Source organism: Pseudomonas sp. GV105 (assembly GCF_003058185.1).
Lineage (GTDB): Bacteria > Pseudomonadota > Gammaproteobacteria > Pseudomonadales > Pseudomonadaceae > Aquipseudomonas > Aquipseudomonas veronii.
Genome location: NZ_QBUF01000006.1, coordinates 315,278 through 329,510, shown reverse-complemented (window position 1 = coordinate 329,510; position 14,233 = coordinate 315,278). Strand labels below are relative to the sequence as shown.

At 60.9% G+C, this 14,233-nt stretch carries 14 protein-coding genes; 5 read left to right on the top strand and 9 right to left on the bottom strand.

Going from position 1 to position 14,233, the window contains the following annotated elements; translation table 11 throughout:
- The first annotated feature begins 68 nt into the window (after positions 1-68).
- Entirely contained in the window at positions 69-941 is an 873-nt protein-coding gene (locus C8K66_RS14220; protein ID WP_017846697.1) for an undecaprenyl-diphosphate phosphatase, read from the top strand.
- A 12-nt stretch (positions 942-953) separates the two neighbouring features.
- On the opposite strand, the gene yghU is transcribed toward C8K66_RS14220, so the two are convergent.
- Both yghU and C8K66_RS14210 read right to left on the bottom strand, forming a co-directional pair.
- On the bottom strand, positions 954-1,790 hold the full coding sequence (gene yghU / locus C8K66_RS14215; protein WP_046383028.1) for a glutathione-dependent disulfide-bond oxidoreductase: 837 nt from the start codon (positions 1,788-1,790) through the stop codon (positions 954-956).
- 81 nt (positions 1,791-1,871) lie between these two features.
- Positions 1,872-2,798, bottom strand: coding sequence for a LysR substrate-binding domain-containing protein (locus tag C8K66_RS14210; protein ID WP_108525133.1), 927 nt, complete (start codon positions 2,796-2,798; stop codon positions 1,872-1,874).
- A gap of 114 nt (positions 2,799-2,912) precedes the next feature.
- Between C8K66_RS14210 and C8K66_RS14205 the strand changes: the two genes are divergently transcribed.
- Entirely contained in the window at positions 2,913-3,515 is a 603-nt protein-coding gene (locus tag C8K66_RS14205) for a glutathione S-transferase family protein (RefSeq protein ID WP_046383026.1), read from the top strand.
- Positions 3,516-3,521: 6 nt separating this feature from the next.
- Here C8K66_RS14205 and C8K66_RS14200 read toward each other — a convergent pair whose 3' ends face one another.
- A complete protein-coding gene (locus tag C8K66_RS14200) occupies positions 3,522-4,289 on the bottom strand; it encodes an SDR family NAD(P)-dependent oxidoreductase (protein ID WP_017846701.1) in 768 nt (255 codons plus the stop codon).
- 138 nt (positions 4,290-4,427) lie between these two features.
- On the opposite strand from C8K66_RS14200, the gene C8K66_RS14195 reads away from it, so the two are divergent.
- The 3 genes from C8K66_RS14195 (at position 4,428) to potE (ending at position 7,826) form a co-directional block, all read left to right on the top strand.
- Positions 4,428-5,576, top strand: coding sequence for an aldose epimerase family protein (locus C8K66_RS14195; RefSeq protein ID WP_057004388.1), 1,149 nt, complete (start codon positions 4,428-4,430; stop codon positions 5,574-5,576).
- A gap of 147 nt (positions 5,577-5,723) precedes the next feature.
- Complete coding sequence (locus C8K66_RS14190; RefSeq protein WP_046383024.1) at positions 5,724-6,155, top strand: hypothetical protein; 432 nt, start codon at positions 5,724-5,726, stop codon at positions 6,153-6,155.
- Between the two features lie 342 nt (positions 6,156-6,497).
- Complete coding sequence (potE, locus tag C8K66_RS14185; protein WP_046487170.1) at positions 6,498-7,826, top strand: putrescine-ornithine antiporter; 1,329 nt, start codon at positions 6,498-6,500, stop codon at positions 7,824-7,826.
- A gap of 120 nt (positions 7,827-7,946) precedes the next feature.
- Here the strand turns inward: potE and C8K66_RS14180 are convergent, their stop codons facing one another.
- From C8K66_RS14180 to C8K66_RS14155, 6 genes are all read right to left on the bottom strand, one after another.
- The gene (locus C8K66_RS14180; protein WP_108525131.1) at positions 7,947-9,689 is read right to left on the bottom strand and encodes an ABC transporter substrate-binding protein; all 1,743 of its coding nucleotides are present in this window, start codon (positions 9,687-9,689) and stop codon (positions 7,947-7,949) included.
- Between the two features lie 169 nt (positions 9,690-9,858).
- Positions 9,859-10,131, bottom strand: a complete 273-nt coding sequence (locus tag C8K66_RS14175) for a DUF2160 domain-containing protein (protein WP_010567825.1) — start codon at positions 10,129-10,131, stop codon at positions 9,859-9,861.
- A gap of 10 nt (positions 10,132-10,141) precedes the next feature.
- On the bottom strand, positions 10,142-10,942 hold the full coding sequence (locus C8K66_RS14170; RefSeq protein WP_017846707.1) for a carbohydrate ABC transporter permease: 801 nt from the start codon (positions 10,940-10,942) through the stop codon (positions 10,142-10,144).
- A 10-nt stretch (positions 10,943-10,952) separates the two neighbouring features.
- Entirely contained in the window at positions 10,953-11,819 is an 867-nt protein-coding gene (locus C8K66_RS14165; protein ID WP_005789024.1) for a carbohydrate ABC transporter permease, read from the bottom strand.
- Positions 11,816-12,913 carry an ABC transporter ATP-binding protein gene (locus C8K66_RS14160; protein WP_046383020.1) on the bottom strand — a complete coding sequence of 366 codons (1,098 nt, stop codon included), beginning with the start codon at positions 12,911-12,913 and terminating at the stop codon, positions 11,816-11,818. Before C8K66_RS14160 ends, C8K66_RS14165 begins: the two co-directional genes overlap by 4 nt.
- Positions 12,913-14,007, bottom strand: coding sequence for an ABC transporter ATP-binding protein (locus C8K66_RS14155; RefSeq protein ID WP_017846710.1), 1,095 nt, complete (start codon positions 14,005-14,007; stop codon positions 12,913-12,915). The genes C8K66_RS14160 and C8K66_RS14155 overlap by 1 nt, the downstream gene beginning before the upstream one ends.
- Positions 14,008-14,233: the final 226 nt, after the last annotated feature.

Genomic DNA, 14,233 nt, shown 5'->3' with positions numbered 1-14,233 from the left:
CGTCCGAACCTTCGAAACATTTCGAATAAACTTCGCCGGCTGCCTCTTTTTTCTCAAGGACATGTACTTTGACCAACGTCTGTTCCGCCGGCCTGGATGTGGGCTTCGCCTCCCTGGATTACCTGCAGATTTTCATCCTGGGCGTGATCCAGGGCATTACCGAATTGTTGCCGGTGTCGTCCACCGCCCATATGCGTGTGGTCCCCGCCCTGCTCGGCTGGCAAGACCCGGGCTCGGCGTTTTCGGCGGCGATGCAACTGGCGGCGCTGGCGGCGGTGGTCAGTTACTTCTGGCGCGATGTGCGCCAGGTGGTCACCGGCAGCATTGGCGCGGTGCGCCAGGGTGACTACAACAATCAGTGGTTCAAGCTGGCGGTGGCGATTGTGCTGGCGACCATTCCGATCTGCATTGCCGGCCTGGCGTTGTCGTCGACCTTGAATGCCTGTAACTCGCCGCTGCGCGGGCTGATGGTGATCGGCATTGCCTGCGTGGTGATGGCAGTGTTGCTGGCGGCGGCCGAACTGCGTGCGCGGCATACGCGGGAGGTGAGCGAAATGCGCCTGCGCGATGCGTTGATCGTCGGTATCGCACAGATTGGCGCCTTGATTCCCGGGGTCTCGCGCTCCGGCTCCACACTGACCGCCGCGCTGTTCCTCAATTTCAAGCGTGAAGAGGCTGCGCGTTTCTCCTTTCTGCTGGGCCTGCCGGCGATCGCCCTCGCCGGCTTGAAGGAGCTGTGGGTGCTGCTGCACGCCGATATGCCGGTGCATGCCTGGCCGCACTTGCTGTTTGGCCTGGTAGTCGCCAGCGTCTCGGCGTTCTTCGCGATCTGGGGCCTGATGAAGTTCCTGGAGCGGTTCTCCACCTGGCCGTTCGTGATCTACCGTGCGCTGCTGGGGATCTTCTTGATCGTGGCGGTCAGCACCGGGTTGTTGAGCTGAGCCTCATCGACCTCAGCGCTCGAAATCGCGCGCATCGTGCCGCTCCGGCAGTTGCTCTTCGAGCGGCCCGGACACCCGGTTGACCCGTCGTCCACGCTGCACCGCCGGGCGCGCCTCGATCGCATCGGCCCAGCGCAGCACATGTTTGTAATCCTGCACCGAAAGGAACTGCGCCGCGTCATACAGGCGGCCTTTGACCAGGCCGCCGTACCAGGGCCAGATGGCGATGTCGGCGATGGTGTAGTCGTCACCGGCAATGTACTCGCTCACGGCCAGGCGCTTGTCGAGCACATCCAGTTGGCGCTTGGTTTCCATGGCAAAGCGGTTGATCGGGTACTCCATCTTGCTCGGCGCATAGGCGTAGAAATGCCCGAAGCCACCGCCCAGGTACGGCGCGCTGCCCATCTGCCAGAACAGCCACGACAGGCACTCGGCGCGGGCCGCAGGTTCGGTCGGGAAGAACGCCCCGAATTTCTCCGCCAGGTACTGCAGGATCGCGCCGGACTCGAATACGCGAATCGGCGTGGCGCCGCTGCGGTCGAGCAAGGCGGGGATTTTCGAGTTCGGGTTCACCGCGACAAAGCCGCTGCCGAACTGGTCGCCGTCGCCGATCTTGATCAGCCAGGCGTCGTATTCCGCGCCGGTATGCCCGAGGGCCAGCAGCTCTTCGAGCAGGATCGTGACTTTCTGCCCATTGGGCGTGGCCAGCGAGTACAACTGCAGCGGGTGTTTGCCGACCGGCAGTACCTTGTCGTGGGTCGCCCCGGCGATGGGCCGGTTGATACTGGCGAATGTGCCGCCACTTTCGGTGTCCCAGGTCCAGACCTTGGGGGGTACGTATTCGGTCATGCTCACGACTCCTGATGTGCTTGAGGTCAACGAATCGACCCAGACTAAACCAAAGGTTGGGGTTGCGTCACAACCCAGCCTTCATCCTTGAGCGCTGGGTGGACACTTATCGGTAACGCCTTTCAATTGCCCCAGGTAACTGTCCACTTCCTTGAACAACCACTGGGAAAACGCCTGCTGCTTGGTGTGCGAACCTTCGCGGGGCGGCCAGACCAGCCAGTAGGGATACGCGTAGGGCACACTGATATCGCCGAGCTGCACCAGTTCGCCACGGGCGATGGCGTCCTGCACCAGGCTGCGCCGCTCCAGGGCGATGCCCTGCCCCAGGCGCACCGCCTCCAGGATCAGGTTGGAGTCATTGCTGCATAAGCCGGCGTGCTCGCCGGACATCTCGACGCCCGCCGCCTCGCACCATGGCAGCCAGGACTCGGTGCTATGGATGATCGGGCTGTCGACGAACTGCTGTGGTGTCTGCGGCAGCTGCCCATGATTGAAATGAGGCGCGGCCACGGCGATCACTTCATCGTGAAACAACAGCCGCTGCTCCACGCCGTCCCAATCGCCCTCGCCCATGCGGATGCCGATATCGACCGATTCCTGATGCAGGTTGGAAATGCTCAGGCTGGCTTGCAAGCGAATGCGGATATGCGGGTACAACGCCTGGAACGTCGGCAGGCGTGGGACCAGCCAGGAGCAGCCGAACGAGGGCAGCACCGCGACCACCAGTTCATCGGTCTTGGGTTGGGCCTGGATCAAGCGCGTGGCTTCGGCGATATCTCCCAGCGCCTTGCGAATCTGCAAGGCGTACAGGCGCCCGTCTTCGCTCACCCGCAGGCCGCGACCTTCGCGCACGAACAGGGCCAGACCGACGAGCTCTTCCAGCACCTTGATCTGCTGGCTGATGGCTGAGTGGGTAACGTGCAGTTCCCTGGCCGCCAAGGTCACGCTGCCCAATCGCGAGGTGGCTTCGAAGCTGCGCAGGCAGGTCAAGGGAGGAAATACGCTCATGTAAGCTCAGCTAACCTTTTACGGTAAAAATAATCGATATTGCAGGACCTACAGCCGCTTTAAAGTTACCTAAATTAACCAATCCTGCCAACTACCCATTACCAAGGAGGCTTTATGAAACTGGTCGGCATGCTGGACTCGCCTTATGTACGTCGCGTGGCCATTTCCCTGGAACTGTACGGGGTGGATTTTGTGCATGAGCCCTTGTCCGTGTTCAGTACCTACAACGCATTCGCGCGGATCAACCCCGTGGTCAAGGCGCCCACCCTGGTGCTGGACGATGGGACCGTGTTGATGGACTCCAGCCTGATCCTGGATTACCTCGAAACCCTCGCGCCAGCTGACAGAAAGCTGCTGCCGCAGCCCCCCGCGGCACGCGCCAAGGACCTGCAGTTGCTCGGGCTGGCCCTGGCGGCCTGTGAGAAAAGCGTGCAGATCGTCTATGAACACAACCTGCGACCGGCCGAGAAGCAGCATGCGCCGTGGCTCGACCGCGTCAGCGGGCAATTGCTGGCCGCGTATACGCTGCTGGACAAACACCTGAGCCAGGCCGACAGCGAAGCGCTGACCCAAGCCTCGCTGACGGTGGCGGTCGCCTGGTCCTTCAGCCAGTTCACCGTGGCCTCGGTGGTCAAGGCGGATGCGTTCCCCCATGTGCAACGCCACGCCGAACGCCTGGAGCAGCACCCGGCCTTCAAGCGCTACCCCATCGAGTGACCGGAGTTACACCCAGCCGCCATCGACAATGAAGTTCTGCGCCGAACACATCGCCGACGCCTGCGAGGCGAGAAACAGCGCCATGCTGGCGATGTGCTCCGGCAATACGCTGCCAGGCAGGCACTGGCTGCGGCTGATCAGTTCCTTGGCGGCGTCGTCGACCCACATCGTCAATTGTTTTTCGGTCATCACCCAACCCGGCACCAGCGTATTGACGCGGATACGGTCCGGGCCCAGCTCACGCGCCAGCGCCCGCGTCATGCCGTGGGCGGCGGCCTTGCTGGCGGCGTACACCGGGTAGCCGGCGGAGGCCATCATCCAGCCAACGGAGCCCAGGTTGATGATCGAACCGCCACCCGCACGTTTCATCATCGGCACCACAGCCTTGGCTGCAAAAAAGGCGTGCTTGAGGTTGACCGCGATCAGCTTGTCGAACGTCTCCGAATCAACTTCCTCCAGGGTATGACGCACGTCGTTGGCGGCATTGTTCACCAACACGGTGATCGGCCCCAGGGCGTATTCGAAGCGCGCAATCGCGGCCTTGTAGGCAATCTCGTCGGTGATATCGCAGTGACCGAACTCGACGGTGTGCCCCTGGGCACTCAACAACGCGGCCAGGCGCTCGCCCTGGCCTTGCGCGCGGTCGACGAACGCCACCTTGGCCCCCTGCCCGGCGAAGGCTCGCACCATGAATTCGCCGATCCCCGAAGCGCCTCCGGAAATCAATACGGTCTTGCCCTTGAGGTCGGGATAAACGGCCTGTTCAGTACTCATATCAAGGTTGCCTCGATCAATTAGTCTTATTTTATTTTACGAAATCGGCGTTTAAGGCTATAAATTTGCGGCCTCACCGACAAAATATCGCACATTAGTAGAACTATTCCACTCAAAACAACAAAAGGAAGTTCGACCATGAAGCACCCTCGATACCTGTTGTCCGGCCTCGCCTTGTCCATGCTGATCGCCAGCGGTGGCGCGCAGGCCGCCGGTCTGTCCAGTGAACACAAACCCTTCGGGAAAACCAACGACGGCACCGCTGTCGAGCAGTACATATTGCGCAACAGCCATGGCATGCAAGCCACGGTCATCACCTATGGCGGCGTGTTGCAGGCGCTGAAAGTGCCGGACAAGCACGGCAAGGTCGAGGACGTGGTGCTCGGCTTCGATGATGTGCAGGGCTATCAGCGCGGTACGGCGTTTTTTGGCGCGACCATTGGCCGCTTCGGCAATCGCCTGGCCGGCGGTGCGTTCGAGCTCGACGGCAAGCGTTATCAGGTGCCGCTCAACGACGGTCCCAATTCGCTGCATGGCGGCGCCCAGGGCTTCGACAAGCGCGTGTGGCAAGCCAAGCCCGTCAAGGACAAGGATTCGGTCGGCGTGACCCTGACCTACCTGTCCAAGGACGGCGAGATGGGCTTTCCCGGCAACCTGACCACCGAAGTCACCTATCGGCTCAACGACAACAACGAATTGCACATCGACTACAAGGCCACCACCGACAAACCGACGGTGCTCAACCTCACCAACCACAGCTATTTCAACCTCGCCGGCGCGGGCAACGGCGACATCCTCAAGCAGGTGGCGACCTTGCACGCCAGCCACTACACGCCGGTGAATGCCACCTTGATTCCCACCGGCGAAGTGGCACCGGTCAAGGGCACGCCGATGGACTTTCTCCAGCCCACCGCCATCGGCCAGCACATCAAGGACGCGCATCCGCAACTCAAATTCGCCGAGCCGAAACAGGGCGGGTTTGACTTCAACTGGGCGCTGGATACCCAAGGCGACATCAAGCAACTCGCCGCCGACGTGTACGACCCCGCCTCCGGCCGCCGTTTGCAGCTCTACACCACGGAACCTGGGGTGCAGTTCTATACCAGCAACTTCCTCGATGGCTCGGTGAAGGGCAAGGCAGGCAAAACCTACCTGCATTGGAGCGGTTTCACACTGGAGACCCAGCACTTTCCCGATGCGCCGAACCAACCGACGTTTGCCTCGACACGCTTGGACCCCGGGCAGACCTACACCCAGCGCACCATCTTGAAGTTTTCCGCCGATTGAGGATGGCGGCGGGCTTGCCGGCGACCGAAACGCTGTCGCCGGCAAGCCGGCGTCCGGCGCTAATGTGATGCAAATAGTCCCCAAAACCGTGCTTGGCTGCTATTGTGCCGCGCTTTGAAAAGCCGCCTACCAGCAAGGAATTGGACGTTGAACACTGACGAAAAAATGACCGGGGACCTGTTCGAGGTGGATAAGCGTCTGTCACTCAAACCCGTGGTGGACTTCAACGCCTACCTGCGCAACGCATTCGGCGACGGCCCCTGCACCTGCGTGCGCTGTGCTGCCGCTGGCGGGGAGGAAACCGGCTATGAGTTCCAGCACACCTTCAACCTCGACACCAAACCCACCCACCGCCGCTTTGCCTCGACGGCCGGCAGCGATGTGCTGTTGATGTTGAAAAAGGCGTGGCTGTCGTACACCAAGGCGGAGTTGCCGCTCAGTGGCGTGCTGGCATTGCCGACGGTGAAAGAGTTTGTCGAGCCACAGTTGCACAAGCGCCTCGCCCCGTTGTTTCTGGCCAGTGGGTTGGCCAAGGATGTCGAGGGCGAACTGCGCATCCAACCGCAGGCCATGGCCTGATCCCTCCCTTTGAGCCGCCCTTGAATGTGCGGCTCAGGCGTCGGGGTGATAAATCGAACCGTTGAGTGAGCACAGTAGCGAGCGTCCTACCCAGGGACGCCGCTGTCCCTACGCCAATCCTGCCTATTTCGGCTTTTTCCTTGCGAAAGTTTCATCAGTGGGATCAGCATGGCCCACGATGAATAGCCGCTTGATCGAATAACGCGCCTTCACCGCCAAAGCCGAACACCGTCGCACCGAGACGGGCATCCTGCGCGTGACAATGTCGCCCGACTGCCGCCGCGCAGGGTTGGCGCAGCAAAAGCACAGCTCAGGTTTTGCGTTGATCACAAGGAGTTCTGGATGGCCGCACCAAGCAAGAAGATGAGCCTGTTGGGCCTGACCACCCTGGTAGCGATCAACATGATGGGCTCGGGGATCATCATGTTGCCGGCCAGCATGGCGCAACTGGGCGCGATTTCGCTGCTGTCGTGGGTCGTCACTGCGCTCGGTTCGATGGCGATCGCCTACGGCTTCGCTCAATGCGGGCTGTTCTGTACCCGCAGCGGCGGGATGTCGGCGTATACCGAGGAGGCCCACGGCAAGTCGGGGTTTTTCCTGTGTTCGTTTCTGTATTTTCTGTCGCTGATCATTGCCAATGTGGCGATTGCGATTTCGGCGGTGGGTTATTTGTCGTCGTTCATTCCGTGGCTGGGCAGCGGGCCGGGACCGTTGTTCGTCGGCAGCCTGGCGCTGATCTGGCTGACCACCGTGGCCAACTTCGGCGGCCCGCGCATCACCGGGCGCATCGGAGTGGTCACGGTATGGGGCGTGATCATTCCAGTGGCGGGACTCTGCGTGATCGGTTGGTTCTATTTCAAGCCCGAGGTGTTCACGGCCGCCTGGAACCCACACCAACGGCACCTGTGGGACGCCGTCAGTGCGAGTATTCCTCTGACCCTGTGGGCCTTTCTTGGCATGGAGTCGGCCGCCCAAGGCTACGACGCGGTGGAGAACCCCAACCGCACCGTGCCCCTGGCCTGCCTGCTCGGCACGCTTGGGGTGGCGGTGGTGTATGTGCTGTCGACCGCGGTGATCCAGGGCATCGTGCCCAATGCCGAACTGGCCGCGTCCTCCGCACCGTTCGCACTGGTTTACGCACAGATGTTCAGCCCCTGGGTCGGCAAGCTGATCATGGCGTTGGCGGTGGTGGCCTGTATCGGCTCGTTGCTGGGCTGGCAATTCACCCTGGCGCAAACGGCCAAGATGTCGGCGGACCAACGCCTGTTTCCGCGGTTTTTCAGCCGCATCAGCGCCGCGAATGCACCGGTGCTGGGGCTGCTGGCGTGTGCCACGCTGCAAAGCCTGATTGCCTTGTCGACCATCTCGCCCAGCGCCAGCGCGCAGTTCAGCAAACTGGTGAACCTGGCGGTGGTGACCAACCTGCTGCCCTATGTGACCGCCCTCACCGGCCTGCTGGTGATGATGTACAAGGCACACGCCAGCGCAACGGTGCAGGCGCGCAATACGCTGGTGGTGCTGGTGGCCGTGGGGTATTCGCTGTATGCGATTTATGCCTGCGGTGAAGAGGCGGTGTTTGGCGCGATGCTGGTGCTGGCGTTCGGGTATCTGTTGTATGGCTTCCTGGCCAAGCGGTTTGTCGGGGAACCGGCAGATTCCCCTGGCAGATGAAGATCAAAATGTGGGAGGGGGTTTGCCCCCGATTGCGCCAGTCGATACGTGTATTGACTGAACCACCGCTATCGGGGGCAAGCCCCCTCCTACAGTGTTTACCGCGTTTGCCTGAACTGATTATTTACGCGCCGCCTCCCACTGCTTGAGCAGGTCGCCGTAGGCCACGGTTTCGCCTTTGGGTTTCTCGTTGGCCAGTTTCGGCTTCGGCGCGCCGGGCTGGTCGAACCAGTATTGGGCGTCACGTTCCGGGTTCATTTTCGGACCGCACACCGGTTGCACTTTGGAGCGCTCCAGGCGCGTCATGATCGCGTCTTGCTCCTTGGCCAGGTTGTCGAGCGCCTGTTGCGGGGTTTTCTCGCCGCTGGCCGCCGCCGCAATGTTGCTCCACCACAATTGCGCCAGGCGTGGATAGTCCGGCACGTTGGTGCCGGTCGGCGTCCACTCGACCCGGGCCGGGCTGCGGTAGAACTCCACCAGGCCGCCAAGCTTCGGCGCCAGGTCGGTCATGGCCTGGGAATTGATGTCCGACTCACGGATCGGCGTCAGGCCGACGATGGTTTTCTTCAGCGACACGGTTTTCGAGGTGACGAACTGCGCGTACAGCCAGGCCGCGAGCTTCTGCTTCTCAGGCGTCGACTTGAGGAAGGTCCAGGAACCCACGTCCTGATAACCCTTCTTCATGCCCTTTTCCCAATAAGGCCCGACGGGCGACGGCGCCATACGCCATTTCGGTGTGCCGTCGGCGTTGACCACGGGCAGGCCCGGCTTGGTCATGTCGGCCGTGAACGCGGTGTACCAGAAGATCTGCTGGGCGATGTTGCCCTGGGACGGCACCGGGCCGGATTCGGAGAAGGTCATGCCCGCCGCTTCCGGCGGTGCGTAGGCTTTCATCCAGTCCACGTATTTCTGCGTGGCGAACACCGCAGCCGGGCCGTTGGTGTCGCCGCCCCGGGTGACGCTGGAGCCCACCGGGTGGCAGTCCTCGACGCGAATGCCCCACTCGTCCACCGGCAAACCGTTGGGCAAACCCTTGTCGCCGCCACCGGCCATGGAGAACCAGGCATCGGTGAAGCGCCAGCCGAGGGACGGGTCTTTCTTGCCGTAGTCCATGTGCCCATAGATGCGCTTGCCGTCGATTTGCTTGACGTCCTCGCTGAAGAACTTGGCGATGTCTTCATAGGCCGACCAGTTCACCGGCACGCCGAGGTCGTAGCCGTATTTTTCCTTGAACTTGGCTTTCAGCTCCGGCCGCTCGAACCAGTCAGCGCGGAACCAGTACAGGTTGGCGAATTGCTGGTCGGGTAACTGGTAGATCTTGCCGTCCGGCGCGGTGGTGAAGGAGATACCGATAAAGTCCTTGATATCCAGGGTCGGCGAGGTGAAGTTCTTGCCTTCGTTGGCCATCAGGTCGGTGATGGATTCGGTTTTGCCGTAGCGAAAGTGCGTACCGATCAGGTCGGAATCGTTGACCCAGCCGTCATAGATGTTCTTGTCGGACTGCATCTGGGTTTGCAGCTTTTCCACCACATCGCCTTCCTGCAGCAGGTCGTGGGTCAGCTTGATACCGGTGATTTCACTGAAGGCCTTGGCCAGCACCTTGGATTCGTACTCATGGGTGGTGAGGGTTTCCGACACCACGTTGATCTTCATCCCACGGAACGGTTCGGCGGCCTTGATGAACCACTTGAGTTCCTCGAGCTGCTGGTCGGCCGTGAGGGTCGACGGCTTGAACTCGCTGCCGATCCATTTTTTCGCCGCTTCTTCATACGCATCGGCCCAGGCCGTGGCACTCAAACCGCTGAGGGCCAATACGGCGGCCAATGAAATGCTATGTCGCAGCTTATTGTTTTTATCGAACATAGAGACCTCCTGGTTGATTTCAAAAGGGACTACAAACGCCACACACCCCTTGTAGGAGCGAGCTTGCTCGCGAAAAACGCCCAGACACCGCGCACGCCCAGAAACGCCGCGTTATCGTTGACGAATTTCGCGAGCACGCTCGCTCCTACAGGGAATAGAGGCATCCGCACTAGCCCCAACGCATCACACACAACAGCCATACAAGGGAGAGCGCGGACGCCACCCAGATGCTCCAGTCGGTTACGCCGATCACCAGCAGGTGCAGGTAGGCGCTACCGAGAAGACCGATAAACAAACGATCACCACGGGTGGTGCTGATCGGCAGAAACCCGCGCCGAGGGATACTCGGCGCGCGCAATTCCCAAGTGGTCATGCCCGCCAGAATCAGGGCGATACCGCCAAAGAACAGCGCAGTGGGGGTGGTCCAGGCCATCCATTCCATCATCGACTCCTCAGACCCGGCCCAGGGCAAAGCCCTTGGCCACGTGGTTGCGTACAAACCAGATCACCAGCATGCCGGGCAGGATGGTCAACACCCCCGCCGCCGCCAGTACGCCCCAGTCGATCCCCGACGCCGAGACGGTGCGGGTCATCACCGCCGCGATGGGCTTGGCATTGACCGAAGTCAGGGTGCGTGCGAGCAGCAGTTCGACCCAGGAAAACATGAAGCAGAAAAACGCCGTCACGCCGATGCCGGAGCCGATCAATGGGATAAAAATCTTCACAAAGAACTTGGGGAAGGAGTAGCCGTCGATGTAGGCGGTTTCGTCGATTTCCTTGGGCACACCCGACATGAAGCCTTCAAGAATCCACACCGCCAATGGCACGTTGAACAGGCAGTGCGCCAGGGCCACCGCGATATGCGTGTCGAACAGGCCGATGGACGAATACAGCTGGAAAAACGGCAACAGAAACACCGCCGGCGGCGCCATGCGGTTGGTCAGCAGCCAGAAAAACAGGTGCTTGTCGCCCAGGAAGCGATAGCGCGAGAACGCATACGCCGCCGGCAGCGCCACGCTCAAGGAGATCAGCGTGTTCAGGCTCACGTAGTACAGCGAGTTGAGATAGCCGGTGTACCAACTCGGATCAGTGAAGATCACCTTGTAGTTGGCCAGGGTGAAATCCTGCGGAAACAGCGTCAGCCCGCCGAGGATTTCGGTATTGCTTTTGAAGGACATGTTCAGCAGCCAGTAGATCGGCACCAGCAGGAACAGGATGTAGATCAGCAGCGGTATGACTTTGCGCTTGCTCATGTTGGTGGCCTCAGCGGTTGGCGTCGGAATGGGTCATGGCGGTGTAGAACAGCCAGGACACCAACAGGATGATCAGGAAGTACACCAGGGAAAACGCCGCGGCCGGGCCCAGGTCGAATTGGCCGACAGCCATCTGGGTCAGCGTCTGGCTGAGGAACGTGGTGGCGTTACCCGGCCCGCCACCGGTCAGTACGAAGGGCTCGGTGTAGATCATGAAACTGTCCATGAAGCGCAGCATCACCGCGATCAGCAGCACACTTTTCATCTTCGGCAGCTGGATATGTCGGAAAACCGCCCAGGCCGACGCCCGATCGATACGCGCCGCCTGGTAGTACACATCTGGAATAGCGCGCAGCCCCGAGTAGCACAGCAGCGCCACCAGGGAGGTCCAGTGCCAGACATCCATCACCAGCACCGTGACCCAGGCGTCCATGGTGTTGGCCGCGTAGTTGTAGCTGATGCCCATCGCATTGAGGGTAGAGCCGAGCAGGCCGATATCGGCGCGGCCGAAAATCTGCCAGATGGTGCCCACCACGTTCCACGGAATCAGCAACGGAATGGCGAGGATGATCAGCACCAGCGACGACCAGCGGCCCTTGGTCGGCATGGTCAGGGCGATGGCGATGCCCAGCGGGATTTCGATCAGCAGCACGCACGCCGAGTAGATGAACTGGCGCAGCAGCGAGTCGTGCAGACGCGGGTCGAGCAGCACCTGTTTGTACCAGTCGGCGCCGACAAAATAGCGGCTGGACTGGTCGAAAATGTCCTGCACCGAGTAGTTGACCACCGTCATCATCGGGATCACCGCACTGAATGCCACCAGCAGGAACACCGGCAACACCAACCACCAGGCCTTGTTGTTCTGCACCTTGTTCATGGCCGCACCTCCAGCAGGTAATCGTCGGCGTAGAGCATCAGCCACTGCGCGGGGAAGCTGATAGAGGCGGTGCCTTCGGGCACCGGTTTGTCTTCGGCCAGGCGCACTTTCAGGGTGGCGCCGTCCAGGCTCAGGGTCAGGATCTTGTAGGTGCCGAGGTCTTCAATATGGGTGACGTCGGCTTGCAGTGCGTCGGGGTTATGCTCATCCCACACATGAATGAATTCCGGGCGGATGCCCACCTGCAAGGTCGTGTAGGGCGTGTCGGCGAGGCGTTGCTGCACGGCCTCGGACAACCGCAGATGGGTGTCGGCAAAGCGCACTCCGCCGGCCTCGGCCTGCACTTCGATCAGATTCATCCCAGGGCTGCCGATGAAATAGCCGACAAACGTATGGCTCGGCCGCTCGAACAACTCCCGCGGCGTGCCGAATTGCACGATTTGCCCGCCGTACATCACCGCGATCTTGTCGGCGAAGGTCGAGGCTTCCAGCTGGTCGTGGGTCACGTAGACCATGGTGATATTGAACTGCTCGTGGATCTGCTTGAGCTTGCGCCGCAGTTTCCATTTGAGGTGCGGGTCGATCACCGTCAGCGGTTCATCGAACAGGATCGCCGAGACGTCGTCGCGCACCAGGCCCCGGCCCATGGAGACTTTCTGTTTTTCGTCGGCGGTGAGGTTGCGTGCCTTTTTGCTCAGCAGGCTTTGCAGGTCGAGGACTTCGGCAATTTCCTGCACCTTGCTGTGAATTTTCGCCTCGGCCATGCCCTGGTTACGCAACGGGAAAGCCAGGTTGTCGAACACCGTCATGGTGTCGTACACCACCGGGAACTGGAACACCTGGGCGATGTTGCGTTTTTCCGGGGTCAGCTCGTTGACCACTTTATGGTCGAACAGCACGTGCCCTTCGGACGGGCTGAGCAGGCCGGAGATGATATTGAGCAGGGTTGATTTGCCGCAGCCCGAAGGCCCGAGCAAGGCGTAGGCGCCGCCCTGCTCCCATACGTGGTTCATTTCCCGAATGGCGTAGTCCTCGGGACCTGTCGGCGTAGGGCTGTAGCTGTGCGCCAGGTTCTGCAAATGGATCTCGGCCATCAGGCAACCCTCGCGACACGGCGTCCGGGGGCCTGGACCAAGCGGCCCTGGCCATCGAACACAAACAGTTTATGGGTGGGGATATACACACGGATCGGCGCGTCGACGTCGTACTCATGCACCCCCGGCAAGTGCAGCACCAGCAGGAAATGCTCGCTGCGCACATGCAGGAAGGTTTCCGAGCCGCTGATCTCGGCGACTTCCACGGTCACCGCCAGTTCGAGGTCGTCGTCGTTGCTGGGCACCAGGCTGATATGGCTGGGGCGCACGCCAAAGCGGAACTCGCCCTCGCCGATGGGACGCAGGTCAACATTGAGTGGGAAGTGTACGAAATTGGCGAAGCTCACTTCATTGCCGCGGATGCTGCCCGGCATCAGGTTGATCGGCGGTTCGGAAAACAACTCGGCGGCCAATACGGTCTGCGGCTGGTGATAGACCTCGGCCGCCTTGCCGCTCTGGATCACCCGGCCTTCGTGGAGGATGGTGGTGGTGCCGCCGAGTGCCAGCGCTTCGTTGGGCTCGGTGGTGGCGTAAATCGCAATGGTGTGGCGGGCCTTGAACAGCTCGCGCATTTCCTGACGCAGCTCTTCGCGCAGTTTGTAGTCCAGGTTCACCAACGGCTCATCGAACAGGATCAGTTCGGCATCCTTCACCAACGCGCGGGCCATCGCCGTGCGTTGCTGCTGGCCGCCGGACAGCTCCAGCGGGTGGCGCTTGAGGAACTTCTCGATGCGCAGCATCTTCGCGGTTTCCAGCACCTTGCTCTGGATCAGCTCGTTGGACACACCGGCCTGGCGCAACGGCGAGGCGATGTTCTCGAACACGGTCATGGTCGGGTAGTTGATGAACTGTTGATACACCATCGACACGTTGCGCAGGCGCACCGGTTTAGCGGTGACATCCACGCCGTTCATCAGGATGCGGCCGCTGTCGGGCTTGTCCAGGCCGGCCATCAGGCGCATCAGGCTGGTCTTGCCGGACAGGGTGCGACCGAGCAGCACATTGAAGGAGCCGGCCTCGAAACGCAGATTGGCGTCGTCGATCCAGGTCTGGCCTTCGATGACGCGGGAGACATGTTCCAGGGTCAATGACATGACACGCCCTTTTTTATTATTGGAATGAATCTGGCCAGTGGTCACAGCGAGTTTCGTGCCAACCGCAGCAGGTGCTTGATCCACAAGGAAATGCCCTGAAAGCGAGGTTCGGGAGCGAACAAAAATGAACAATTCGGACTGAACAACTGAACACTCCGCGGGTTGACAATGAACAGTTCTGAACAACACTGTTTGAACCCGATTGACTGGACAACGCAGAACACAT